Raw genomic sequence first — 25,392 nt, 5'->3', positions numbered from 1 at the left:
ACCACACATCCAGGTGGTTCATTTTTGGGGTAAAAACAAAGTCTTTGTGTTTTAACTACACAAAAACCATTAGCCGGTAATTGCAACAACTGATGCAGCAACTTGTATCCCACAGATCTGTCCAAGTTTTTCACTAGAATGAACATACGTTACTTGAATGCTATGACGTCCGGCTTCCTCCACTACTGGAGCTGTAATCCGTTCCTCTGCATCTTCTGCAACGATGACCTCTGACACGATCCCTGCACGAATTGCTTTTACGGTCTGCTTTGTACCGATGATTGTCTTCTTTGCCTGTTCAACTTTATCGTAAGACATCCGAATATCCTCCAAAGTGCAGACATTCAACTATCAACCTTTTGTATATTATCATCTACTAAAAAATATGTCAACAGATAATGAAGAAAAACGGGGGATTTTTTTGAATCCCCTCGTTTTATGTTGTTTTAGATCATTCAGCCGCGACTGTTTCTTCGCTTAGCTCTTCGTCCTGCTCCATTTCGACATGGCGATAGCGCTGCATACCTGTTCCAGCAGGGACAAGTTTTCCGATAATAACGTTCTCTTTCAAGCCAAGCAATTCGTCTGTCTTTCCTTTGATCGCCGCATCTGTTAGGACACGTGTCGTTTCTTGGAAAGAAGCTGCTGACAAGAATGATTCTGTTTCAAGGGAAGCTTTTGTAATACCAAGGATGACCGGACGACATGTTGCAGGAATTTTTCCTGACGCAAGCACTTCCGTGTTGGCATCTTTAAATTGATGAATATCGATTAAGGAACCAGGCAATAGATCTGTATCGCCCGCTTCAATAATCCGCACTTTACGAAGCATTTGGCGAACCATTACTTCAACGTGCTTATCACCGATTTCAACCCCCTGCATACGGTATACCTTTTGAACTTCCTTCAATAGATATTCTTGAACTGTCGCAACGTCTTTTACGATGATTAATTCTTTCGGGTCAATTGAACCTTCCGTAATAACATCCCCACGGTCGATCGTATCGCCTACTTGAACTTTCAAGCGTGCATTGTAAGGGGCAAGGTATTTACGTGTTTCCACTTCACCTTGGATTGTAATTTCTTTTTGGCCTTCACGTATTTCATCGATTTCAATGATATTTCCTTTGATTTCGGAGATAACAGCTTGACCTTTCGGATTCCGCGCCTCGAAAATTTCTTGAATACGTGGAAGACCTTGTGTAATATCGTCTCCCGCAACCCCACCTGTGTGGAACGTACGCATCGTAAGCTGTGTACCCGGCTCACCGATTGACTGCGCTGCAATAATTCCAACCGCTTCGCCGACTTCGACTTTATCACCTGTCGCCAAGTTAATGCCGTAACATTTCTTACAAACACCATGTTTTGTATTACAAGTAAAGGCAGAGCGGATTGTCACATTTTCAATACCCGCATCCATAACAGCCCGTGTAATATCCGCTGTAATGAGGCCATCCTTTTCAAGAATAACTGCGCCTGTTTCAGGATGGTAGATCGTTTTCTTTGTATGGCGGCCTTCGATACGCTCATCAAGACCTTCAATAATTTCTGTACCTTCCGTAAGTGCACCGATTTCTAGACCGCGGTCAGTCCCACAATCATCTTCACGAACAATAACATCTTGCGCAACGTCAACAAGTCGACGCGTCAAGTATCCTGAGTCAGCTGTTTTCAGCGCGGTATCAGCAAGACCTTTACGCGCACCGTGTGTTGAGATGAAGTATTCGAGAACAGATAGACCTTCACGGAACGAAGACTTGATCGGAAGTTCGATAATACGTCCAGCCGGGTTAGCCATGAGACCACGCATCCCCGCAAGTTGCGTAAAGTTCGATGCGTTACCACGGGCCCCGGAGTCACTCATCATGTAAATTGGGTTTGCATTATCAAGGGAATCCATCAATTTATCTTGAATGATGTCCTTCGCATGGCTCCAGTACGAAATAACACGGTCGTAACGTTCTTCTTCCGTGATTAAACCACGGCGGAATTGCTGCAGAACTTTATCAACTTTATCTTGTGCTTCCTGTAAGATTTCATCTTTGTTAGGCAGTACAACGATGTCCGAAATACCAATTGTTATACCAGCACGAGTAGAATATTTAAATCCGAGGTCCTTCATGCGGTCCAGCATTCGAGACGTTTCAGTAATATGGAAACGTTTGAAGATTTCCGCGATGATATTCCCAAGGATTTTCTTTTTAAACGGTGAGACAAGATCCATTTCAGCTAGATGTTCTTTAACATTAACAGTTCCCGCAACGAAGTACTTATCGGGGGTTTCAACTTGTAAGTTAAAGTCTGTCGGCTCGTTAATGTACGGGAACGACTCTGGCAAAATTTCGTTAAAAATAATTTTCCCAACAGTTGTTAGAAGCAGCTTGCTGTTTTGTTCTTCCGTAAATGCAGGGTTGTTTAATGACCGCGCTTGAATCGCAATACGAGAATGAAGGTGTACGTGACCGTTTTGGTAAGCAATTAATGCTTCGTTTGCATCACTAAACACAGTCCCTTCGCCTGTCGCACCTTTTCTTTCCAAAGTGAGGTAATAGTTTCCTAATACCATGTCTTGGGATGGTGTAACAACTGGCTTCCCATCTTTCGGGTTCAAAATGTTCTGAGCTGCAAGCATGAGAAGACGTGCTTCGGCTTGTGCTTCCGCAGATAACGGGACGTGAACAGCCATTTGGTCACCGTCAAAGTCTGCGTTATATGCCGTACAAACGAGCGGGTGAAGCGTAATCGCACGACCTTCTACCAATACCGGCTCGAACGCTTGGATCCCAAGACGGTGGAGCGTCGGTGCACGGTTCAGCAATACCGGGTGCTCTTTAATTACATCTTCTAATACATCCCATACTTCCGAGTGAAGGCGTTCAATTTTACGCTTCGCGCTTTTAATATTGTGCGCTAAACCACGTTCAACAAGTTCCTTCATTACGAATGGTTTGAATAGCTCAATGGCCATTTCTTTCGGTAAACCACATTGATACATTTTCAAGTTCGGGCCAACAACGATAACGGAACGGCCAGAGTAGTCAACTCGTTTACCGAGTAAGTTTTGACGGAAACGACCTTGCTTCCCTTTCAACATATGTGAAAGAGACTTTAATGGACGATTTCCTGGTCCTGTTACTGGGCGGCCGCGGCGACCGTTGTCAACGAGCGCATCAACTGCTTCTTGAAGCATACGTTTTTCGTTTTGAACGATAATGCCAGGTGCACCGAGGTCAAGAAGACGTTTCAAACGATTGTTACGGTTGATTACCCGACGATAAAGGTCATTTAAATCTGACGTAGCAAAACGTCCGCCGTCTAGTTGAACCATCGGACGCAATTCAGGCGGTATAACCGGCAAAACTTCAAGAACCATCCATTCCGGCTTATTACCGGAGTTACGGAATGATTCCACAACTTCTAGACGTCTAATTGCACGCGTACGGCGCTGTCCTTGAACTGTTTTCAGTTCTTCCTTCAAAAACTCCATCTCTTTATCGAGATCAATGGACATAAGCAGACGCTCGATTGCTTCTGCACCCATTAACGCTTGGAATTTCGAACCATACTTTTCACGGTAAATACGGTATTCCCTTTCAGAAAGCAATTGCTTTCTTTCAAGTGGCGTATCCGCAGGGTCAACGACAACGTAGGAAGCGAAATAGATAATTTCCTCCAAAGCTCTTGGTGTCATATCGAGAATTAATCCCATACGGCTTGGAATCCCTTTAAAGTACCAAATATGTGTCACAGGCGCCGCAAGTTCAATATGTCCCATGCGCTCCCGGCGTACTTTTTGACGTGTTACTTCTACGCCGCATCGATCACAAACGACGCCTTTGTAACGAACACGCTTATATTTTCCGCAATGACATTCCCAGTCTTTCGTAGGTCCAAAAATACGCTCACAGAACAAGCCGTCCTTTTCCGGTTTCAATGTACGGTAGTTAATCGTTTCAGGCTTTTTCACTTCTCCGTAAGACCATGAACGAATCTTATCCGGTGAAGCGAGGCCGATTTTCATATACTCAAAATTGTTTACATCTATCAAGGAGCCTACCTCCCTCTAGTCTTATCGCTACGATTGGCTATTCTCGAACAATTGCACTACTTTTGCATTTGAAAAGAAAGGGGACGTGCAATTCCCCCTTCTTCTATTTCTCTAGACTCAGACTGGCTGGTCTTCTTTGATTAGATTTAAAGCATCTGTTGGCTGCGTATCATCATCCTCATCAAGATCACGCAACTCGATTTCTTCTAAATCTGGTGACAACATCTTCACATCTAACCCAAGGCTTTGAAGCTCTTTAATAAGTACTTTAAACGATTCAGGAACGCCAGGTTGCGGCACACTTTCCCCTTTCACGATCGCTTCATAAGTCTTCACACGTCCAACGACGTCGTCAGACTTCACCGTCAGGATTTCTTGAAGTGTATAAGCTGCACCGTATGCTTCAAGCGCCCAAACTTCCATCTCTCCGAAACGCTGTCCACCAAATTGCGCTTTCCCGCCAAGCGGTTGTTGCGTAACAAGTGAGTACGGACCAGTCGAACGCGCGTGAAGCTTATCGTCAACCATGTGCGCAAGCTTGATCAAGTACATCACACCGACAGATACACGATTGTCAAATGCTTCACCGGAACGCCCGTCATATAGAATCGTTTTTCCGTCTCGATCCATTCCAGCCTCTTCCATCGTTTCCCAAACATCTTCTTCATTGGCCCCATCAAATACAGGTGAAGCCATATGAATGCCAAGGCTACGAGAAGCCATGCCGAGGTGCATTTCAAGTACCTGTCCGATGTTCATCCGCGACGGTACGCCAAGCGGATTTAACATGACATCGATCGGTGTACCATCCGGCAAGTATGGCATATCCGACTCAGGTAAAATACGGGAAATAACCCCTTTGTTACCATGACGGCCAGCCATCTTATCCCCAACAGAGATTTTACGTTTTTGAACGATATATGCACGCACCAATTGGTTAACACCCGGTGGTAATTCATCACCGTCTTCGCGATTGAACACTTTCACATCAAGAACGATACCGCCAGCACCATGTGGTACACGAAGAGATGTATCACGAACTTCACGTGCTTTCTCTCCGAAGATTGCATGAAGAAGCCTTTCTTCGGCCGTTAGCTCTGTGACTCCTTTTGGCGTTACTTTTCCGACAAGGATATCGCCATCGCGAACTTCGGCACCGATTCGAATAATTCCACGGTCGTCTAGATTACGCAGCGCATCTTCCCCAACGTTTGGAATATCGCGTGTAATTTCTTCTGGACCAAGTTTCGTATCTCGGGCTTCAGATTCATATTCTTCAATATGAACAGAAGTGAAGACATCGTCTTTTACAAGTCGCTCACTCATAATGATGGCATCTTCATAGTTAAAGCCATCCCAAGTCATAAATGCAGTTAGTACGTTTCGTCCAAGCGCAAGTTCACCTTGCTCCATTGAAGGACCATCTGCCAAAATATCAAGCGGCTTCACGCGGTCGCCGACGCTGACAATTGGACGCTGATTATAGCAAGTCCCTTGGTTGGAGCGGATAAAGTTCTCTAAGCGATAAGAAGTTAAATCACCTTTTACTTCTTTTTCACCTACAGACTCAATACGGCGTACGCGAATTTCTTTCGCTTCAACATGTTCGACGATTCCATCATATTTCGCTAGAACCGCAGCGCCAGAGTCACGCGCTGACACATGCTCCATACCTGTACCGACAAACGGTGCTTCCGGGTTTAATAACGGAACAGCTTGACGTTGCATGTTCGCGCCCATTAGTGCACGGTTCGAGTCATCGTTTTCAAGGAATGGAATACATGCTGTCGCTGCCGATACGACTTGCTTCGGCGAAACATCCATATAGTCGATTTGTTCACGTTTGAAAACTGTGTTGTCACCTTGGAAACGTCCGACAACTTCTGGATTAACAAAAGCACCCTCTTCGTCAAGTTCTGCATTGGCCTGTGCGACGATGTAGTTATCCTCAATGTCAGCTGTCAAGTAATCAATTTGCCCTGTGACACGTCCTGTCGTTGGGTCAACTTTTCGATAAGGTGTTTCGATGAATCCGAATTTGTTCACTTTCGCAAATGTTGAAAGTGAGTTGATCAGTCCGATATTTGGACCTTCCGGCGTTTCGATCGGACACATACGCCCATAGTGGGAATAGTGAACGTCACGCACTTCCATCCCTGCGCGTTCACGTGTCAATCCACCAGGTCCGAGAGCGGAAAGCCTGCGTTTATGTGTTAGCTCCGCTAAAGGATTCGTTTGGTCCATGAATTGTGACAGCTGAGAGCTTCCGAAAAACTCTTTAATAGATGCAATAACCGGACGAATATTGATCAGTTGCTGCGGCACAATCGACTGTGTATCGTTAATGGACATACGCTCTTTTACAACACGTTCCATTCGTGAAAGACCGATGCGGAATTGGTTTTGCAGTAGTTCCCCAACTGAGCGGAGGCGACGATTTCCGAGATGGTCAATATCATCTGTATTTCCAACACCATGCAGTAGATTGAAGAAGTAACTAATAGAAGCAACGATATCTGCTGGTGTAACGTGTTTGATTTCCTCATCAATATTAGCATTGGAAATAACATTGATCACTTGCTTTTCTTCGCTTTTCGGTGAATAAATTTTTATCGTTTGAATCGTAATGTCATCTTCTAGTACACCGCCAGCATGGGAAATTTCTTTCATGCCAATGCCTTTCTCCAAATATGGAAGCAGGCGATCCAATGCCCGTCGATCGATGAGTTGGTCTTTTTCTAGCAAAATTTCCCCTGTTTCAGGGTCAACGATTGTTTCAGCTAGCACCTGATTAAACAAACGATTTTGCAAGTGAAGTTTTTTATTCATTTTATAGCGGCCTACGTTCGCTAAATCATATCTTTTCGCATCAAAGAAGCGAGAAAACAATAGATTTTTCGCACTATCTAACGTTGGCGGTTCCCCCGGACGAAGGCGTTCGTAAATTTCTAGTAGCGCTTTTTCGGATGTTTCTGTATTATCTTTTTCTAGTGTGTTGCGCAAAAATTCATTGTCACCGATTAGTTCGAGTATTTCTGGATCGGAAGAAAATCCAAGTGCTCGCAAAAGAACGGTAATCGGCAATTTTCGTGTACGGTCAATTCGAACATGAACGACATCTTTTGCATCTGTTTCATATTCTAACCAAGCACCGCGGTTCGGAATGACAGTCGCGGCAAAACCACGTTTTCCATTTTTATCAATTTTGTCGTTATAATAGACACTTGGTGAACGAACAAGCTGTGAAACAATTACACGTTCAGCACCATTAATGATAAACGTACCATTTTCTGTCATGAGCGGGAAGTCCCCCATGAAGACGTCTTGCTCTTTCACTTCTTCCGTTTCTTTGTTGTGCAAACGCACTTTCACTCGGAGTGGAGCCGCATATGTTACATCGCGCTCTTTTGACTCATCGACTGGATATTTGGGCTCTCCAAGTTGATAATCGATGAATTCCAACGAAAGATTTCCAGTGAAATCTTGAATAGGGGAAATATCGTGGAACATTTCCCGCAACCCTTCTTCCAAGAACCACTCATAAGATGCCGTCTGGATCTCAATCAGATTCGGCAGATCGAGCACTTCGCTGATCCTTGCGAAACTTCTACGCTGACGGTGTTGACCGTATTGAACTAAATGACCTGTCAACTTATTCACCCCTCAAAAACAGTAATAGTCCTTTGCGAAATCATAAATATGGTGTATGATATCGAAAAAAACAAAAAGAAAACGAGATCCGGCAAGAGCTCATTTTCGGTTATACAATCTTTTATCCATTCGTCAGTATACCTAACTTTCCCATTTTTCATGCAAAAGGGCACACGACCGCATTATAATTATTTATGCATTAAGTTACTCTACTATAAAGCTAACTCATTGTCAAGATTTTTTCGCCTTCAAAATATAATAGCCTTTCTTTTTAACAACTGTTTCAACATTACCGAAAAGCTCATTTAATCGCTGAATTGTCGAAGGCGCACCTTGTTTCTTTTGGATGACGACCCATAACTCCCCACCCTTATCTAATTTCAAATAGGCACCTGCGTAAAAGTTAAATACCGTCTCTTTTCCTGCACGGATTGGCGGATTTGTTAAAATTGCTGCAAAACCTCCTGCGGTTACGGCCGAAAGTGCATCACTCGAATAGATTTTTACATTCGCGATATTATTTTGCGCAGCATTGTATTTTGCAAGGGCAAGTGCTCGTTCATTCACATCGACCATGTGAACAGTCCGTTCCGGAAAAGATGCGGCGATCGATAAACCGATCGGACCGTACCCACAGCCCACATCAAGTATATTCCCATCCCCCTCAGGCGAAACAAATGATTCAGCAAGAAGTCTTGAACCGAAGTCTACTTCACCTTTACTAAATACACCCGCATCTGTTTTAAAGCGTACTGTTTTCCCGCGCAACACTACGGACCACTCTTTCGGCTGACTTTTCACCTTTGGATCTTTTGAATAATAATGTTCGGACATGCAGGATCCTCCTCTTTCAAACAAACGATAAAAATTGAACCTATGACACATACCAAAAGTCACTTTGGCCTTTTACATTTCATTCAATATAGTTTTGACAAGATAAAAAAAACGAAGAAAAGCCCGTCCAAACCGACGAGCTTCTCTTCATTATTTCAAAATTACTTAAGTTCGATTGAAGCGCCAACTTCTTCAAGTTTAGCTTTTAGCTCTTCAGCTTCTTCTTTCGCTACGCCTTCTTTAATTGCTTTTGGAGCGTTGTCAACAAGCTCTTTCGCTTCTTTCAAGCCAAGGCCTGTAGCTTCACGAACAGCTTTGATAACTTTGATTTTTTGGTCGCCAGCAGATGCTAGGACTACGTCGAATTCAGTTTGCTCAGCAGCAGCGTCTGCACCAGCAGCTCCGCCAACAACTGCAACTGGTGCTGCAGCAGTTACGCCGAACTCTTCTTCGATTGCTTTTACAAGGTCGTTCAATTCAAGAACTGTCATTTCTTTGATCGCGTCAAGGATTTGTTGATTTGTCATTTGTGTTTCCTCCTAAATGTTGTTTTTGTCGGGATTATCCCGTAAGTCGTATATTAGGCTGCCTGATTAAGCGCCTTGTTCTTCTTTTTGTTCTGCAACAGCTTTTGTTGCAAGCGCGAAGTTGCGCATTGGTGCTTGAAGTACGCTGAGTAGCATAGAAAGTAGACCTTCGCGTGATGGAAGTTCTGCCAATGCTTTTACGTCTTCTTGAGATGCAATTGCACCTTCAATTACACCAGCTTTAATTTCAAGTTTGTCGTTTTGCTTTGCAAAATCGTTTAGGATTTTTGCAGGAGCAACAACGTCCTCATTTGAAAACGCAATTGCGTTCGGGCCTGTTAGGTGTTCGTTTAACCCTTCAAGTCCTGTAGCTTCCGCAGCACGGCGAGTCATTGAGTTTTTGTATACTTTGAAGTCAATACCTGCTTCACGAAGCTGCTTACGAAGTTCCGTAACTTGGCCTACAGTTAGACCACGGTAGTCAACAACTACAACAGATGCTGCTGATTTGAACTTGTCTGCAATTTCTCCAACTAGCGCCTGTTTAGCTTCTAACACTTTGCTCATCTGGACACCTCCTAAAAAGTTTGGGGTCACTTATACCGATATAAAAAGCCCTCGTTCTACGAAGTAGGCACGAGGGCAGAATAAGTCGTCATCTTTAATAAAAGAGCGTCTTGTCCTCGGCAGGAATATTAAGCGGCACGCCGCTCCTACTGTCTACGGTACAAATGAATCTATTTACAACAAAAGTAACTTTATCAGAAGTTTACACTTTTGTCAATAATTATTTTTGAACTGTTACAGTTGACGGATCAACTTTCACAGCAGGACCCATTGTCGTCGTCACGTTGACAGACTTCATGTAAGTACCTTTAGCTGCCGCCGGTTTTGCTTTTTGAATTGTATCAAAAATAGTCTCGAAGTTTTCAACAAGTTTTTCGTTGTCAAAAGAAACTTTTCCGATCGGCGCGTGAATGATCCCTGCTTTGTCAGCACGGTATTCAACTTTACCAGCTTTGATTTCTTCAACAGCTTTCGCTACGTCAAACGTAACTGTTCCTGTTTTCGGGTTCGGCATAAGGCCTTTCGGTCCTAGGACACGACCAATTTTACCAACTTCACCCATCATGTCAGGCGTTGCTACGATTACGTCAAAATCAAACCAACCTTGTTGGATTTTGTTGATGTATTCCACATCTCCAGCAAAGTCTGCACCAGCAGCTTCTGCTTCTTTCAATTTTTCACCTTTCGCGAAAACGAGTACACGTTGTGTTTTACCAGTACCGTTTGGAAGCACAACTGCTCCACGGATTTGCTGGTCATTTTTACGCGTGTCAATTCCTAGACGAAAAGCAACTTCAACTGTTGCATCGAAGTTCACTGTACTTGTTTTTTTCGCAAGCTCGATCGCTTCGTTCACATCGTATGCCGTTGTGCGGTCAATTTGCTTGGCAGCTTCTGTGAATTTTTTACCTCTTTTAGCCATTATAATATCCTCCTCAATTGTGGTTTTAACGGATTAACCCTCCCACGAATAAGGGTTGCGTGTTCCAAGGAACGAGCGCAACCCCCACTACAAAGAAACAACTAAAAACTCTCTCGATAATTAGTCTTCGACAGTGATTCCCATACTGCGAGCAGTACCTTCAACCATTGCCATCGCCGCTTCAACAGATGCCGCATTTAAATCTTGCATCTTTTGTTCCGCGATTTCGCGAACTTTATCACGCTTCACTGTAGCAACCTTCTTTTTGTTCGGTTCACCCGAACCTTTTTGAAGATTAGCCGCAACCTTTAGCAATACTGCCGCCGGTGGAGTTTTAGTAATAAATGTAAAAGAACGATCTTCGAATACAGAAATCTCAACAGGAATGATTAGACCTGCTTGATCCGCTGTACGCGCGTTAAATTCTTTACAGAATCCCATGATGTTCACACCTGCTTGACCTAGTGCCGGTCCAACTGGCGGTGCCGGGTTTGCTTTCCCAGCCGGAATTTGCAACTTAACTACTTTAACTACTTTTTTAGCCACGAGACAACACCTCCTTAAGTCCGTGATGTGGTAATAGGGTTTCCCCTCCCACTCATTATGTGCCTGCCAACTTTCGCTGGTAGAATTTTTGTCAATCCGTTCAGACGGTCAGGTTATAGCCTGACCTTTGATATGGTACCACTTTTACACAACTTGTGCAAGCATAAAATCTAACATCAAATCACAATTTCTCAACTTGATTGAAATCAAGTTCCATTTTTGTTTCCCGTCCGAACATATCGACAGAAACTTTTACTTTCCCTTTGTCGTGGTCAATCTCTTCTACCTTACCTTCGAAATGCGCAAATGGACCTTCAAGTACTTGTACCATTTCGCCAATTTCGAAGTCGACTTCCCCTTTGCCTTCTTTCACACCCATTTGCTTCAAGATGAATTCAACCTCTTCTGGAAGTAGCGGTGTCGGTTTAGCTCCACCGCCCGACGAACCGATAAACCCAGTTACGCCAGGTGTGTTTCGAACAACATACCATGAATCGTCCGTCATAATTAATTCTACGAGAACGTATCCCGGAAAAGTCTTTCGCATGACTGTCCGTTTTTTCCCGTCTTTAAAATCTGTTTCTTCCTCTTCCGGAACGATTACACGGAAAATTTTATCTTGCATTCCCATCGTTTCTACACGTTTTTCTAAGTTTGCTTTTACTTTGTTTTCATAGCCGGAGTACGTGTGAACGACAAACCAATTTTTCTCCATATCCATAATATCAAGGACTGTACGTCCGTCCCTCCTTTTCATAGGTAGCGAATCACTCGCTTAAAATTACGCATAAATTTTTAGTGAAACTGAAAAAACCCGTTCAATGGCCAGACGGGATATTTTCAAAAGGATATTCGTGCTACTTTATTATAACGCAAGGTACCATTCCATTACTCGTGAAATGCCAAGATCAATCAGACCAAAATAAATCGCCATAAAGACAACCGTGGAAATGACGACAATTGTATACCGTGTCAATAATTTACGTTTCGGCCAGCTGACTTTTCTCATTTCCGAGACTACGTTTTTCAAAAAACCGATCATCTTGCCCATTATTGTGTAACCCTCCGAATAAGAACTTATGCTGCAGACAAATTAAATTAGGCTGTTTGCTTATGCACTGTCTGCTTATTACAATGCTTGCAATATTTCTTTAATATTAAACGTTCCGTCTGTTGCTTACCTCTAGCCGGAACTGAATAGTTTCGTGATCCACAAGTTTCACAGCTTAAAATAATTTTAGTAGACATTTTTTCACCTTTAGACTATATTCTTTTCAAAAAAAAGATAAAAAAATCATAAGTTACCGTTTCTCTCAATAGTCTTGCTAAGATTACCACCGAACACTGGTCATGTCAACAAGCCCCTTTGATGCCTCTAAAGCTTTACCGTACCTCATCCACCTGCATATAACGTTCCAGCTTTCTCTTAATCCGCTGAAGCGCATTATCGACCGACTTTACTTGTCTATTTAACTCATCCGATATCTCTTGATAGGACTGTCCTTCTAAATAAAGCGCAAGTACTTCTTTTTCAAGAGCGCTTAATACCTTATTCATCTCTTCTTCCATCTGGATAAAATTTTCCTTATGAATCATCAAGTCTTCAGGGTCGTCAAGCGTAGGTCCAGCAATTACATCCAGCAACGTTCGATCAGACTCTTCATCAAAAACAGGCTTGTCCAACGAAACCGAGGTGTTCAACGGAATATGCTTTTGTCTCGTCGCAGTCTTAATGGCCGTAATGATTTGGCGTGTAATACATAGCTCCGCAAATGCTTTGAAGGAACTCAACCGATCCTCTCTGAAATCACGAATCGCTTTGTAAAGACCAATCATCCCTTCTTGAACAATGTCTTCTCGATCCCCGCCGATAAGGAAGTATGATCGTGCTTTTAAACTAACGAGCGATTGATATTTCGAAATTAAATAATCAAGCGCATCCATGTTCCCTTCGTGGATAATCGTAATGACTTCCCCGTCAGAAAGTCCGGTGAAATCCGATATGCCGCTTTTAACGTATGCCTTTTCCACCAACAGGATCACCCCGATTCAATCAATTAGGCCCCGGCATAATTGCGCCAGTTTTTTCTATGACATCCGCCGAAGGCTTAACTTGAAGCGGCAAATGCGTTTGCTGATTCAAGTTATAACTATTTAAGCAAGTATACCGCATGAAAAATTTTACCGTCAACCGTTCACTACAATCCCCGGCGCCATTTTTCAAAAATTTCAGCCACTTCATCTGATAATGGAATTTTTGAAAAGGGACGTTGTTTTTGAATATCTTCCACTTTTTTTGTAATTATTCGATCCATTTCATTAACTTCTATTTCTAATTCACGTGCGGATTTTCTAAGTGCCCCTTGCGCAAATACAACCCACTGTTCTGTGTAATCCGATGTCGCCACATGAATTTGCACCCGACGGCCGGATAGCTCGGAAACAAGCTTTTCAATCCGTTCGTCGGCCGTTTCATTTTCCCGTGTAAATACAACTTCTACATCATGCTTCACTTTTTTCTTTTCTATGCCAGGCACGAGATGCGCATCAAACACAATGATGACGCGCCATCCCATATGCGCTTTATATTCCGCCAACCGTTCAATCAGTCGATCCCGCGCATCGGCCAGCCTTTCCTTCTTTAACTGTCGAAGCTCCTCCCAAGCACCGACGACGTTATAGCCGTCGACAAGCAGCACATTCTTTTTCAACTCTCCGGTAGAATAGGTCGGCGTTTACGCACGACTTCATACATTAAAAGGGAGGCAGCAACGGAAGCATTTAACGATGTGACATGTCCAAACATCGGCAAGAAATAAAGAAAGTCACATTTCTCCTTCAAAATCCGCGACATTCCTTTGCCTTCGCTTCCAATAATGATCGCAAGCGGCAATGTACAATCCATACTCCTATAATCAGCAGCACCCGCTGCATCTGTTCCCGCAATCCAAACACCGCGTTTCTTCAATTCTTCTACCGTTTGAGAAAGGTTGTTGACGCGGACGACTGGGATATGCTCAATCGCGCCCGTTGACGCTTTAGCGACAACCCCGGTAAGCCCAACTGATCGGCGCTTCGGAATAATGACACCATGAACCCCTGTTGCATCCGCAGTTCGCAGGATCGAACCTAAATTATGCGGATCTTCCAACTCATCTAAAATGAGGAACAACGGATCTTCTTTTCTTGAAGATGCTCGGGCAAACAAATCTTCTAAATCGGCGTATCGGTAAGCAGCAACTGACGCAATCACCCCTTGATGATTCACATCAAGCATTTTGTCTAATTTTTGCTTCGGTGCTGTTTGGACAATAATGCCCCTCTTTTTCGCAAGTACTTGGATCTCTCCAATACTTTTTTTGTTCAGCCCTTCAGCAACCCAGATTTTATTTAATTCTCGATCTGATCTCAATGCTTCCAAGACGGGATTTTTCCCGCCGATCAATTCCGTATCGTTTTCCGTCATTACATCTCTGCCTCCTCTGGCTGTTCAATGAATTGAATGGATTTTTGGATGAATTCCGCCACACGTTCATCTTGGTGCAGCAAGTATAAATAGCCAATGACCGCTTCAAAACCCGAACTATAGTTATAAGTCACAACGTCTGTGTTTTTAGGGACAGAACCAGATTTGGCGTTCCGTCCCCGGCGCATAACCGCTTCTTCCGCCTCGGTTAAAAAGTCTGTTCGCTGCATCATTCGAATGATTGCCGCTTGGGACTTTGCAGAAACATAGCGTGTTGCTTCCTTATGCAAAATATGCGGCTTTACACGCCCTGAGCGAAGGAGATGCTCTCGTATCGCTTGTTCATACACGGCATCTCCCATATAGGCAAGAGCAAGGGCATTGAGTTGCTTCACATCATTGTCACGTAACTTCCCCATACATTAGCCTCTTTTCCAACGTGTGCCTTGCGCTGTATCTTCTAGCAAAATACCTTTTGCTTTCAACTCATCACGAATTTCATCCGCTCTCGCAAAGTTACGGTTTTTACGCGCATCGAGACGTTCTTCAATTAACGCTTCAATATCTTGGTCTAACAAATCCGTTTCGCTTTCTAGCGAGATGCCAAGTACATCCATTAACCGCTCCAACGTCTCTATAAAATATGTTAACACTTCAGCTTGTGTATTTTTCTCTAATAAATAGACGTTTGCAAGCTTCACAAGTTCGAAAATCGCAGCAATGCCGTTTGCTGTATTAAAGTCATCGTCCATCGCCTGCTCAAATGCCGTAATTTGTTCATCCACTTTATGCATCCATATATCTTTTTGATCGCCAAGATCTGCGGAAGTGCTCAGTCGATGCTTTAAGTTGTTGTATGCCGTCTGAATACGATCCAATCCATTCGCCGCACTTTCTACCAAGTCTTGTGAAAAATTGACTGGATGTCTGTAATGAACGGATAGCATGAAAAAGCGCAGTACTTTTGGATCGACTTGCTTTCTAATATCGTTGACAAGTACGAAGTTACCAAGTGACTTTGACATTTTTTCATTCTCAATATTGATATACCCATTATGCATCCAATAACGCGCAAACATTTTACCAGTCATTGCCTCAGATTGTGCAATTTCGTTTTCGTGATGCGGGAATGTTAAATCTTGGCCGCCTGCATGAATATCAATTGTATCGCCAAGATGCTCTCTCGCCATTACAGAGCATTCAATATGCCAACCTGGGCGCCCTGCACCCCATGGACTTTCCCAAGAAATTTCACCTTCTTTTGCCGATTTCCACAATGCAAAGTCAAGTGCGTTTTCCTTAATTTCACTTTCTTCAATTCGTGCACCGACACGCAGTTCGTCAATCGATTGATGGGATAACTTCCCATACCCTTCAAACTTACGCGTTCGGTAATAGACATCTCCTTCAGATTCATACGCATACCCTTTGTCGATCAAGACAGATATGAACTGAATAATATCGTCAATATGATCCGTTACCCGAGGATGGGCATCTGCTTTCGTGCAGCCGAGCGCCAAAATGTCTTCGAAATAGGCATCGATAAAGCGATCCGTTAGCTCGCCAACCTCTTCACCAAGCTCATTGGCAGCCTGAATAATTTTGTCATCAACATCTGTAAAATTCGAAATGTACGTAACATCGTAACCTTTGTAAGCAAAATAACGACGAACCGTATCAAAAGCGATGACTGGACGTGCATTCCCGATATGAATGTAGTTATAGACCGTTGGACCACATACATAAATCTTTACTTTCCCTTCTTCCAAAGGAATAAAAGGCTCTTTTTTACGTGTCAACGTATTGTAAATTTGAATACTCATTTTACATCCCTTCCCTTTCACGCTGTTTTTCTAACTGTTGAAGCCGCTCTTGTAAACGCGTCATTTCTTCTTCCATTTGTTTAAAAGAGTCTGCCACTGGATCCGGAAGATCTTGATGATCGTATTTATCTTTAATCCGTACACCATTCGCAATCACAATCGTTCCCGGAATCCCTACGACCGTGGAATGAGGGGGAACATCCTTTAATACGACTGATCCGGCACCTACTTTACTGTTTTCACCAATTGTGATGGAACCAAGTACTTTAGCGCCAGAGGCAACGAGTACATTGTCGTGCAATGTAGGATGCCGTTTCCCTTTCTCTTTCCCTGTTCCGCCAAGTGTGACGCCTTGGTAAATTGTTACGTCATTGCCGATTTCGCAAGTTTCCCCTATAACGACACCCATCCCGTGGTCGATAAAAAATCGCCGGCCAATTGTGGCACCCGGGTGAATTTCAATGCCAGTGAAAAAGCGACTGATTTGCGAAATAAGTCTTGCGGGGAATAAAAGTTTTCGTTTATATAGCGCATGTGCAATACGATGGGCCCAAATTGCATGCAGACCTGAATAGGTTAAGACAATTTCAAATGTACTCCGTGCCGCTGGGTCTTGATCGAAAATACATTGGATGTCTTCCTTCATCCTTTGAAACACCAGAAATGCCTCCTTTTATACTTCATGTTTTTAACCAACGTTCACGCGTTCATTAGATAAAAAAATACGCCCCTGTCAAAGATGACAGAGACGCATTGTATACGTGGTTCCACTCCGCTTGAAAGGCATAGCCTTTCCGCTTGACGCCGATAACGCCGGCAATGCGTCCGACCTACTTTCATTCGGTACGGCACTCAAAGGTGCATTTCCACAGTGTAGCGGCACGGATCATTTGCAGCCGATGATGATCCTCTCTGAAGTGCTTACAAAGTGTACTTCTCCTTCTCGAAGCTTTCGATCAAATATATATTAGTTGTATTTTCCCATAAGACAAGCACGAAAGTCAAATTACTGAGCAAATTTCGCGATGCGGGCGATCGCTCTTTCTTTACCAATTAGAGCAATTGCTGCCGGCAGTTCAGGGCCATTTGTTTGGCCTGTCGTCACGACACGAATCGGCATAAAGAGGTTTTTCCCTTTTTGCCCCGTTTCTTTTTGAACCGCTTTAATTGCAGCCTTGATAGAATCTGCATCAAATGTCTCTAACCCTTCAAGTTCACTTGCGAGCACTGCCATGACAGCCGGTACTTGTTCGCCGGCAAGGATTTCTGTCGCTTGTTCATCATATTCAATGTGATCATTGAAAAACTGGGCAGAAAGCTCAACAATTTCCGCACCGAAGCTAAGCTGCTCGTGGTAAAGTGCGATTAAATTGCGAACCCATGCTTCCTCTTCAACCGTCAATTGTTTATTGACAAGACCCGCTTCTTGCAGGTGTGGCAATGTAAGTGCGACGACTTCATCAAGGCTAAGCTTTTTCACATACAAGTTATTCATCCATGTTAGTTTTGTTTTATCAAACATAGACGGCGACTTCGACAAACGGCTTTCATCAAACAGCTTGATCAGCTCGTCTTTCGAAAAAACTTCTTCTTCTCCACCTGGCGACCAGCCGAGCAGTGCGAAGAAATTGAACATCGCATCCGGTAAATAACCGAGATTTTTATATTGTGAAATGAACTGGATAATGGACTCATCTCGTTTAGATAGCTTTTTTCGTTCTTCGTTGACGATTAGCGTCATATGGCCGAATTGCGGCGATCCCCATCCTAAAGCATCTGACACCATCATTTGTTTCGGCGTATTCGTTAAATGCTCTTCACCTCGGAAAACATGGGAGATTTTCATCAAGTGATCATCGATGACAACGGCGAAGTTGTATGTCGGGATACCGTTCGCCTTGACGATTACCCAATCGCCGATATCTTCTGATTCAAACGTTACCGCCCCGCGGACAAGGTCTTCAATTTTATATGTGACATTTTCAGGTACACGCATACGAACTGTATGAGAAAGACCTGCCGCTTCCTTTTCCGCAACTTGTTCTGCAGTTAAATGGCGGCAAACACCGCTATACATTGGCGCTGCGATACCAGAAGCTTTTTGTCTTTCACGCTCTGCTTCCAACTCTTCTGTTGTACAGAAACATTTATACGCATGACCTTCATCAAGCAGTTGTTGGCCATATTTCGTATATAAATCTAGGCGTTCCATTTGACGATATGGACCGTACGGACCGCCGATATCAACGGACTCGTCGTAGTCAATGCCAAGCCATTTTAAGTTCTCAAGCTGAGACAGCTCGCCGCCCTCGATGTTGCGCTCGATATCCGTATCTTCAATTCGCACAATAAATTTACCGCCATGATGGCGTGCGAACAAATAGTTAAATAACGCTGTCCGTGCGCCGCCAATATGCAAATGGCCTGTCGGACTTGGCGCATAACGTACACGTACTTCAGTTGTCATAAGTTGTACCTCTCCGTTCTTACTATATTCCGTGCTATTTTATCATTACTTTCTCCACTTGAAAAGACGCTCAACCTATTCAAACTTTGACGAGTAAAATGGCAGCCATAGAGGCAATACCTTCTTCTCTGCCCGTAAAACCAAGATTTTCCGTCGTAGTTGCCTTAATATTTACTTGGGAAACGTCTGCTTCCAATAGTTCCGCTACCCGCTTCTGAATGACTTCAATATGCGGTGCCATTTTCGGCTTTTGCGCAATGATCGTACAATCGATATTGCCAAGTTTGTATCCTTTTTCTTTTACCATTTTCCAAATGTTTTCTAATAAAATGGCGGAATCCGCATCTTTATAGGATTCATCTGTATCTGGGAAATGTCTGCCGATGTCGCCTTCACCAATGGCGCCCAGCGCAGCATCCGTAATCGTATGCAAGAGAACATCGGCATCTGAATGCCCTGCCAATCCACGATCATAAGGAATGGTAATGCCTCCTAAAATTAACGGACGCCCTTCTTCAAATTTATGTACATCAAACCCTTGGCCAATTCGAATCATCGTTCCAACCCTCCACTTTGCTTCAATAAAACTTCCCCGAAGAGTAAATCCTCTTTTGTGGTCATTTTAATATTATCGTACGTACTTTCCACTATTTTAACAGGATGACCGATCCTTTCCACTAGCATCGATTCATCTGTCCCTAAAAATCCAGCTGCTGCCGCTTGATCAGAGGCTGCTTTTAATATCCCATAGCGAAATGCTTGCGGTGTTTGAATGATCCATAAGCCTTCTCGATCAACTGTCTTTTCTACCGTGCCTTCCGGTGCAAGCTTCATCGTGTCTTTCGTTCGAACTCCGGCAATTGCGGCTCCGGCACGTGCAGCTGTTTCAACAAGCGCCCCAATGACGTGACGGCGTATAAATGGACGCGCAGCATCATGGACAAGGACGATATCATCCTTGTCATAAGCCTGCAAGCAGGCTGCCACACTTTGCTGGCGTTCTTCGCCCCCATCAACGAGTGCTTTTATTTTCGTTACCCCAAACTGTTCGATCATCGCTTGAATTTGCGGCTTCTCTTCTCGCTTAACAGCAATGATGATGCCAGCACAAGCTGGATCTTGCTCAAACACAAGTAATGTATGAACAAGAATCGGCTTGTTCGAAAGCTCTAGAAAAAGTTTATTCATCCCGGCGCCCATTCGTTTTCCGCTGCCGGCTGCCGGGATCATTACTGTATACTCCACATCCATCTTCCTTGTCTATTATCATCATTACCCATTTAATCGCATCGGTCTGCCATTTTTAGGTTTTGCAAAGATCATTCTTCCGGCGGAAGTTTGTAACACACTTGTCACGACGACATCAAGCGGATTTCCAATATGGTATTTTCCATCTTCAATGACAATCATCGTTCCATCATCCAAGTAAGCAACACCTTGGTTATATTCTTTTCCGTCTTTAATGACGACAACATGCATTTCTTCACCAGGTACGACGACCGGCTTTACTGCATTCGCCAAATCATTAATATTTAATACGGATACACCGTGCAAATCTGCTACCTTATTGAGGTTGAAATCGTTTGTCACGACAATTCCTTCCATACTTTTCGCGAGCCGAACGAGCTTCAAATCAACTTCGGGAACATCCTGAAAATCTTCATCCGTTATTAAAATTTCCGAACCATCGTTTGTTTGCAGCCGCTTTAAAATGTCCAAACCGCGTCTGCCTTTTGTTCTCTTTAATGTATCGGAAGAATCAGCAATATGCTGAAGTTCTGTCAGCACGAATTGCGGCACGACCAACACTCCTTCTAGAAAGCCCGTCGCAGATATATCAGCAATTCGTCCATCGATAATAACGCTTGTATCTAACAGCTTATATTTTTCGGCTTTTTCCTTCTTCGAATCGCTTTCTCCATCCGCTTCCTTCTTTTTCGGTGCACTAATTCTTGCGTGTTGAATCGCACTAATGAACTCTTCCCGCTTCTTAAAACCAACTTGAAAACCTAAATACCCAAGCAGAATAGACAATAAGATCGGCAAAATTGATGTAATGACTGGAATTTGAATTTCACTCAATCCAAAACTGACAAGAAAAGCAAGGATTAAACCAACTGTGAGTCCGATAGAACCAAAAAGTAAGTCCAAGATCGGCGCTTTCAATAGGTGCTCTTCCATCCATTTAATGAGATTGATGATTGGATCCACTAAAAAGAGACCGATAAAGAAAAGAATCACGGCACCGAGGATTGCAGATACGTAGGGGTTATTAATCATAGGTGTCGAGGAAAATGAGAATAAGACAAATAAATGCGGTAAAAATAATACACCCAACGTACCTCCAATTAAAATAAATGCTCCTTTTACTACCCATTTCAGCAACACATTCACCTCCTTTTTTTCATAATTATACATGTATTCCCATTTATACGCCTTGATTAACCTTGGCAGAAGGGAAATTTTGCAACTCTTTACTTAGACAGTTTTATCGCATGAAAAGTTGCAATAAAAATCGAACCAAAGATTCCCGCTAAAAATGATGCGGCGCCCGCGAATGCCCCTACTGGATTAATTGGAAAAAGCCACTTTCAATGCATCGCTTACTGTTTCTACGCCAATTACTCGAATATTGGGTGGAAAATCCCATCCGCCGATGTTGGATGCGGGAACAATTGCACGTTCGAAGCCAAGCTTAGCCGCTTCTGTCACACGTTGCTCGATGCGTGAGACACGGCGAACTTCCCCTGTCAGTCCGACTTCTCCAATAAAACAATCTGCAAGTCCAGCGGCCGTCTCACGATAACTAGATACGATGCTTACGAGCACCGCCAGATCAATGGCAGGCTCATCAAGTTTGACACCTCCTGCTACTTTAATATAGGCATCTTGTGCTTGAAGTAACATACCCATTCGTTTTTCTAGGACAGCCATCAATAGTGAGACACGGTTTTGATCTAATCCCGTCGCCATGCGCTTCGGATAATTAAAACTTGAAGGGGTAATAAGCGCTTGTATTTCAACGAGAATGGGGCGTGTCCCTTCCATGGAGGCGACAACCGTTGAGCCGATCCCACCTTGCGCCCTTTCCCGTAAAAACAACTCTGAAGGGTTCAATACTTCTTTTAATCCTGACTGCAGCATTTCGAAAATAGCGATCTCGTTCGTTGAGCCAAACCGATTTTTCACACTGCGCAAAATACGGTATGTATGGTGACGTTCTCCTTCAAAGTAAAGAACCGTATCAACCATATGTTCAAGTAATCGCGGTCCTGCGATTTGACCGTCTTTCGTTACGTGACCGACTAAAAAGATTGCAATCCCTTTTGTTTTAGCAATACGCATCAATTCGGCCGTACATTCCCGCACTTGCGAAACACTACCGGGTGCAGATGTCACTTCTGGATGGTGAATAGTCTGGATGGAATCGACAATAACAAATTTCGGCTTTACGTCATCGATCGTTTCATGAATTTGCGCAAGATCTGTTTCCGCGTAAATATATAATTCGTCAGAAGTAACGCCAAGTCGCTCAGCACGTAATTTCGTCTGGCGAATCGATTCTTCTCCTGAAATATAAAGGACACGCTGCCCAATGTTTGCAAGCAGGGAAGATACTTGAAGCAATAACGTCGACTTTCCAATTCCCGGATCGCCCCCGATCAAAACGAGTGAACCAGGAACAATTCCGCCGCCAAGTACACGGTTAAGCTCGCCAAGATCTGTTCGAATACGCGGCTCTTCCATCGTTTCGATCGAACTGATCGGCATTGCCTTTTGACGACTATTTTCCGAATGCTGAAATGCCCCGCGAGTTCCCTTCTTTGGAATAATTTCAACCTCTTCATCCATCGTGTTCCATTCGCCGCAACCTGGGCAGCGTCCCATCCATTTCAATGATTCATAGCCACAGGAACGGCACATGAATTTTGTTTTTCTTTTTGCCATAAAATTCCTCTCCATACGAAAAGGACAGCCCATCCCGTCCGAAAAATTTCGGCGGATGGACTATCCGGATCATGCTTTATTTTTCAGCTACTGCTTCGGCTTCAGCTTCTACCTCTGTTTCTTTCATCGTTTTGACGATAAATTGGCCCGCTTCCACATCAACAAGTACTTTTCCGCCTGTCAATATCATTCCTTTTAGAAGTTCTTCTGACAAACGATCTTCTACATGCTTCTGAATTGCACGGCGGAGCGGACGTGCGCCGTATTCTGGATCATACCCTTCTTCCACAATTTTGGATTTCGCTTCCTCTGTGATTTCGAGCTCAATATCTTGCTCTTTAAGTCGTCTTGTCAACTCGTCGGACATAAGTGAAACAATTTCACGCAAGTGCTCTTTTTCAAGCGAGTGGAAGACAATCATTTCATCTACCCGGTTCAAGAACTCTGGACGAAACGCTTTTTTCAATTCAGAAAGCATTGTATCCTTCATACCTTCATAGTCTCGATTGCTATCTTGCAAGTTGAAACCAACGTAGCGATTCTTCTTCAATGCCTCTGCCCCGACGTTGGACGTCATAATGACGACTGTATTGCGGAAGTCTACTGTACGTCCTTTTGAATCCGTCAAGCGTCCATCCTCTAATACTTGTAACAGAATATTGAAGACGTCCGGATGCGCCTTTTCAATTTCATCTAAAAGGACAACGGAATAAGGCTTGCGGCGAACTTTTTCGGTAAGTTGGCCCCCTTCGTCATACCCTACATAGCCCGGAGGCGATCCAACAAGTCGAGAAGTCGAATGCTTTTCCATGTACTCCGACATGTCAATTCGAATCATCGCATCTTCATCGCCAAACATTGTTTCTGCAAGTGCCCTTGCAAGTTCTGTCTTACCAACGCCAGTAGGTCCAAGGAAAATGAAGGAACCGATTGGACGCTTCGGATCTTTCAGGCCTGCACGTGCACGGCGAATCGCTCGAGAAATAGCGGTAACTGCTTCTCCTTGACCAATCACGCGTTCATGCAATGTCTCTTCCATGCCCAATAGTTTTTCAGTCTCTGTTTCAGCAATTTTAGCAACTGGCACACCCGTCCACATCGCTACAACTTCCGCAATGTCATTGACCGTTACTTCCGATTCCGTTTGCCCTTGCTTTTCTTTCCATGCTGTTTTTGTTGTTTCCAACTCTTCTTTTAATTTCTGTTCTTTATCCCGGAAAGAGGCCGCCTTTTCAAACTCTTGACTTTGAACAGCTGCGTTTTTCTCGGAACGCATGGCCTCCAATTTTTGTTCTAATTCTTTTAAGTTAGGAGGTGTTGTATAGGAACGAAGACGTACTTTAGAGCCCGCTTCGTCAATTAAGTCAATTGCTTTATCCGGCAGGAAACGATCAGAAATATAACGATCGGACATTTTAGCTGCCGCTTCAACCGCTTCGTCTGTAATCTTTACGCGGTGATGTGCTTCGTAGCGATCACGCAAACCGTAAATGATTTGCACAGTCTCCTCGACAGTTGGTTCGTCAACTTGAATCGGCTGAAAACGACGTTCAAGTGCTGCATCTTTTTCAATATATTTTCTATACTCATCAAGCGTTGTCGCACCGATACATTGCAGTTCACCTCGTGCAAGTGATGGTTTCAAAATATTGGAAGCATCGATCGCACCTTCTGCTCCACCTGCCCCGATTAATGTGTGTAACTCATCAATAAAGAGAATGATATTACCAGCTTGACGGATTTCCTCCATCACTTTTTTCATACGATCTTCAAATTCTCCGCGGTATTTCGTTCCCGCAACGACCGTTCCCATATCGAGTGTCATGACACGTTTGTCACGTAAGATTTCGGGTACTTCGTTGTTCACAATTTGCTGGGCAAGCCCTTCCGCGATCGCTGTTTTACCAACGCCAGGCTCCCCGATGAGGACTGGGTTATTTTTCGTCCGGCGTGCAAGCACTTCGATTACACGTGTAATTTCTTTACTTCGCCCAATGACAGGATCCAAAGAACCTTCCCGTGCAATTTCTGTCAAGTCACGTGCTAAACCGTCCAATGTTGGTGTTGCTGCTGAATTGGATGCACCTTGGTTGCCGACTGAACTGTCGTTACTGCCAAGAAGTTGAAGAACTTGTTGACGCGCTTTGTTCAGGCTGACGCCAGCATTGTTTAAAACACGCGCCGCTACGCCCTCTCCTTCGCGAATCAGCGCAAGTAATATATGTTCTGTGCCAATATAAGAGTGACCCAGTTTACGCGATTCATCAACGGACAATTCAATGACCTTTTTAGCCCGCGGGGTATAGTGAACGATCGGTCCAACCTCTTTCGCCCCGTATCCAACGAGCTTTTCAACACCTTGTTCAATGGTTTCTAAGCTAACGTCAATTGCTTCCAATGCTTTGGCAGCAATGCCCGTTCCTTCTCGAATCAGTCCAAGCAAAATATGCTCGGTTCCGATCGATTCATGTTTAAGGCGAATGGCCTCTTCTTGAGCAAGTTGCAAAACTTTTTGTGCACGTTGCGTAAATCGATTAAACATCATATACAATCCTCTCCTTCTCTCTATATTGCATCCATTTCTTTCTAC

At 43.7% G+C, this 25,392-nt stretch carries 23 protein-coding genes and 2 other annotated features; all 23 genes read right to left on the bottom strand.

All coding sequences use genetic code 11. From position 1 onward, the window contains the following. Nucleotides 1-69: 69 nt before the first annotated feature. The 23 genes from AU377_RS10420 to clpC all read right to left on the bottom strand — a co-directional run bounded on the left by AU377_RS10420 (nucleotide 70) and on the right by clpC (nucleotide 25,347). Complete coding sequence (locus AU377_RS10420) at nucleotides 70-318, bottom strand: ribosomal L7Ae/L30e/S12e/Gadd45 family protein (RefSeq protein WP_067407703.1); 249 nt, start codon at nucleotides 316-318, stop codon at nucleotides 70-72. A 133-nt stretch (nucleotides 319-451) separates the two neighbouring features. Further along, nucleotides 452-4,051, bottom strand: coding sequence for a DNA-directed RNA polymerase subunit beta' (gene rpoC / locus AU377_RS10415; RefSeq protein ID WP_067407702.1), 3,600 nt, complete (start codon nucleotides 4,049-4,051; stop codon nucleotides 452-454). A gap of 117 nt (nucleotides 4,052-4,168) precedes the next feature. Next, nucleotides 4,169-7,711: a DNA-directed RNA polymerase subunit beta gene (gene rpoB / locus AU377_RS10410; RefSeq protein ID WP_172794050.1), complete on the bottom strand. Its 3,543-nt coding sequence runs from the start codon at nucleotides 7,709-7,711 to the stop codon at nucleotides 4,169-4,171. A gap of 222 nt (nucleotides 7,712-7,933) precedes the next feature. Further along, complete coding sequence (locus AU377_RS10405) at nucleotides 7,934-8,536, bottom strand: class I SAM-dependent methyltransferase (protein ID WP_067407700.1); 603 nt, start codon at nucleotides 8,534-8,536, stop codon at nucleotides 7,934-7,936. A gap of 161 nt (nucleotides 8,537-8,697) precedes the next feature. Further along, entirely contained in the window at nucleotides 8,698-9,063 is a 366-nt protein-coding gene (gene rplL, locus AU377_RS10400) for a 50S ribosomal protein L7/L12 (RefSeq protein ID WP_067407699.1), read from the bottom strand. A gap of 66 nt (nucleotides 9,064-9,129) precedes the next feature. Beyond that, on the bottom strand, nucleotides 9,130-9,630 hold the full coding sequence (gene rplJ, locus AU377_RS10395) for a 50S ribosomal protein L10 (RefSeq protein ID WP_067407698.1): 501 nt from the start codon (nucleotides 9,628-9,630) through the stop codon (nucleotides 9,130-9,132). A 32-nt stretch (nucleotides 9,631-9,662) separates the two neighbouring features. Further along, nucleotides 9,663-9,807: a sequence feature (ribosomal protein L10 leader region), on the bottom strand. A 43-nt stretch (nucleotides 9,808-9,850) separates the two neighbouring features. Continuing rightward, the gene (rplA, locus tag AU377_RS10390) at nucleotides 9,851-10,552 is read right to left on the bottom strand and encodes a 50S ribosomal protein L1 (protein WP_067407697.1); all 702 of its coding nucleotides are present in this window, start codon (nucleotides 10,550-10,552) and stop codon (nucleotides 9,851-9,853) included. Between the two features lie 120 nt (nucleotides 10,553-10,672). Next, on the bottom strand, nucleotides 10,673-11,098 hold the full coding sequence (gene rplK, locus AU377_RS10385) for a 50S ribosomal protein L11 (protein WP_067407696.1): 426 nt from the start codon (nucleotides 11,096-11,098) through the stop codon (nucleotides 10,673-10,675). A gap of 181 nt (nucleotides 11,099-11,279) precedes the next feature. Continuing rightward, complete coding sequence (gene nusG, locus AU377_RS10380; RefSeq protein WP_067407892.1) at nucleotides 11,280-11,813, bottom strand: transcription termination/antitermination protein NusG; 534 nt, start codon at nucleotides 11,811-11,813, stop codon at nucleotides 11,280-11,282. A gap of 150 nt (nucleotides 11,814-11,963) precedes the next feature. Further along, nucleotides 11,964-12,149, bottom strand: coding sequence for a preprotein translocase subunit SecE (gene secE, locus AU377_RS10375; protein WP_067407695.1), 186 nt, complete (start codon nucleotides 12,147-12,149; stop codon nucleotides 11,964-11,966). A 47-nt stretch (nucleotides 12,150-12,196) separates the two neighbouring features. Next, nucleotides 12,197-12,346: a 50S ribosomal protein L33 gene (gene rpmG / locus AU377_RS15340; RefSeq protein ID WP_082732008.1), complete on the bottom strand. Its 150-nt coding sequence runs from the start codon at nucleotides 12,344-12,346 to the stop codon at nucleotides 12,197-12,199. Between the two features lie 135 nt (nucleotides 12,347-12,481). After that, entirely contained in the window at nucleotides 12,482-13,135 is a 654-nt protein-coding gene (sigH, locus tag AU377_RS10370) for an RNA polymerase sporulation sigma factor SigH (protein ID WP_156450435.1), read from the bottom strand. A 161-nt stretch (nucleotides 13,136-13,296) separates the two neighbouring features. Beyond that, a complete protein-coding gene (locus tag AU377_RS10365) occupies nucleotides 13,297-13,809 on the bottom strand; it encodes an NYN domain-containing protein (RefSeq protein WP_067407693.1) in 513 nt (170 codons plus the stop codon). Continuing rightward, nucleotides 13,806-14,564 carry a 23S rRNA (guanosine(2251)-2'-O)-methyltransferase RlmB gene (gene rlmB / locus AU377_RS15535; RefSeq protein WP_067407691.1) on the bottom strand — a complete coding sequence of 253 codons (759 nt, stop codon included), beginning with the start codon at nucleotides 14,562-14,564 and terminating at the stop codon, nucleotides 13,806-13,808. Before rlmB ends, AU377_RS10365 begins: the two co-directional genes overlap by 4 nt. After that, a complete protein-coding gene (locus AU377_RS15530) occupies nucleotides 14,564-14,983 on the bottom strand; it encodes a Mini-ribonuclease 3 (RefSeq protein ID WP_067407689.1) in 420 nt (139 codons plus the stop codon). The genes rlmB and AU377_RS15530 overlap by 1 nt, the downstream gene beginning before the upstream one ends. A gap of 3 nt (nucleotides 14,984-14,986) precedes the next feature. After that, the gene (gene cysS / locus AU377_RS10350; RefSeq protein ID WP_067407687.1) at nucleotides 14,987-16,387 is read right to left on the bottom strand and encodes a cysteine--tRNA ligase; all 1,401 of its coding nucleotides are present in this window, start codon (nucleotides 16,385-16,387) and stop codon (nucleotides 14,987-14,989) included. 1 nt (nucleotide 16,388) lies between these two features. Continuing rightward, the gene (gene cysE / locus AU377_RS10345; RefSeq protein WP_067407685.1) at nucleotides 16,389-17,045 is read right to left on the bottom strand and encodes a serine O-acetyltransferase; all 657 of its coding nucleotides are present in this window, start codon (nucleotides 17,043-17,045) and stop codon (nucleotides 16,389-16,391) included. A gap of 83 nt (nucleotides 17,046-17,128) precedes the next feature. Continuing rightward, nucleotides 17,129-17,343: a binding site (T-box leader), on the bottom strand. Nucleotides 17,344-17,393: 50 nt separating this feature from the next. Then, entirely contained in the window at nucleotides 17,394-18,854 is a 1,461-nt protein-coding gene (gene gltX, locus AU377_RS10340) for a glutamate--tRNA ligase (RefSeq protein ID WP_067407684.1), read from the bottom strand. A 79-nt stretch (nucleotides 18,855-18,933) separates the two neighbouring features. Next, entirely contained in the window at nucleotides 18,934-19,410 is a 477-nt protein-coding gene (gene ispF, locus AU377_RS10335; RefSeq protein WP_067407682.1) for a 2-C-methyl-D-erythritol 2,4-cyclodiphosphate synthase, read from the bottom strand. Beyond that, nucleotides 19,407-20,099 carry a 2-C-methyl-D-erythritol 4-phosphate cytidylyltransferase gene (gene ispD, locus AU377_RS10330; protein ID WP_067407680.1) on the bottom strand — a complete coding sequence of 231 codons (693 nt, stop codon included), beginning with the start codon at nucleotides 20,097-20,099 and terminating at the stop codon, nucleotides 19,407-19,409. The genes ispF and ispD overlap by 4 nt, the downstream gene beginning before the upstream one ends. A gap of 27 nt (nucleotides 20,100-20,126) precedes the next feature. Then, nucleotides 20,127-21,239, bottom strand: coding sequence for a PIN/TRAM domain-containing protein (locus AU377_RS10325; protein ID WP_067407678.1), 1,113 nt, complete (start codon nucleotides 21,237-21,239; stop codon nucleotides 20,127-20,129). A gap of 186 nt (nucleotides 21,240-21,425) precedes the next feature. Continuing rightward, on the bottom strand, nucleotides 21,426-22,802 hold the full coding sequence (radA, locus tag AU377_RS10320) for a DNA repair protein RadA (RefSeq protein WP_067407676.1): 1,377 nt from the start codon (nucleotides 22,800-22,802) through the stop codon (nucleotides 21,426-21,428). Nucleotides 22,803-22,878: 76 nt separating this feature from the next. Further along, a complete protein-coding gene (clpC, locus tag AU377_RS10315) occupies nucleotides 22,879-25,347 on the bottom strand; it encodes an ATP-dependent protease ATP-binding subunit ClpC (RefSeq protein ID WP_067407674.1) in 2,469 nt (822 codons plus the stop codon). Between the last annotated feature and the right edge of the window lie 45 nt (nucleotides 25,348-25,392).

Origin of the sequence: Sporosarcina sp. HYO08 (assembly GCF_001563475.1) — a bacterium.
Lineage (GTDB): Bacteria > Bacillota > Bacilli > Bacillales_A > Planococcaceae > Sporosarcina.
Note: the sequence above shows the minus strand (reverse complement) of the source record. Positions and strands in the feature narration are given on the sequence as shown.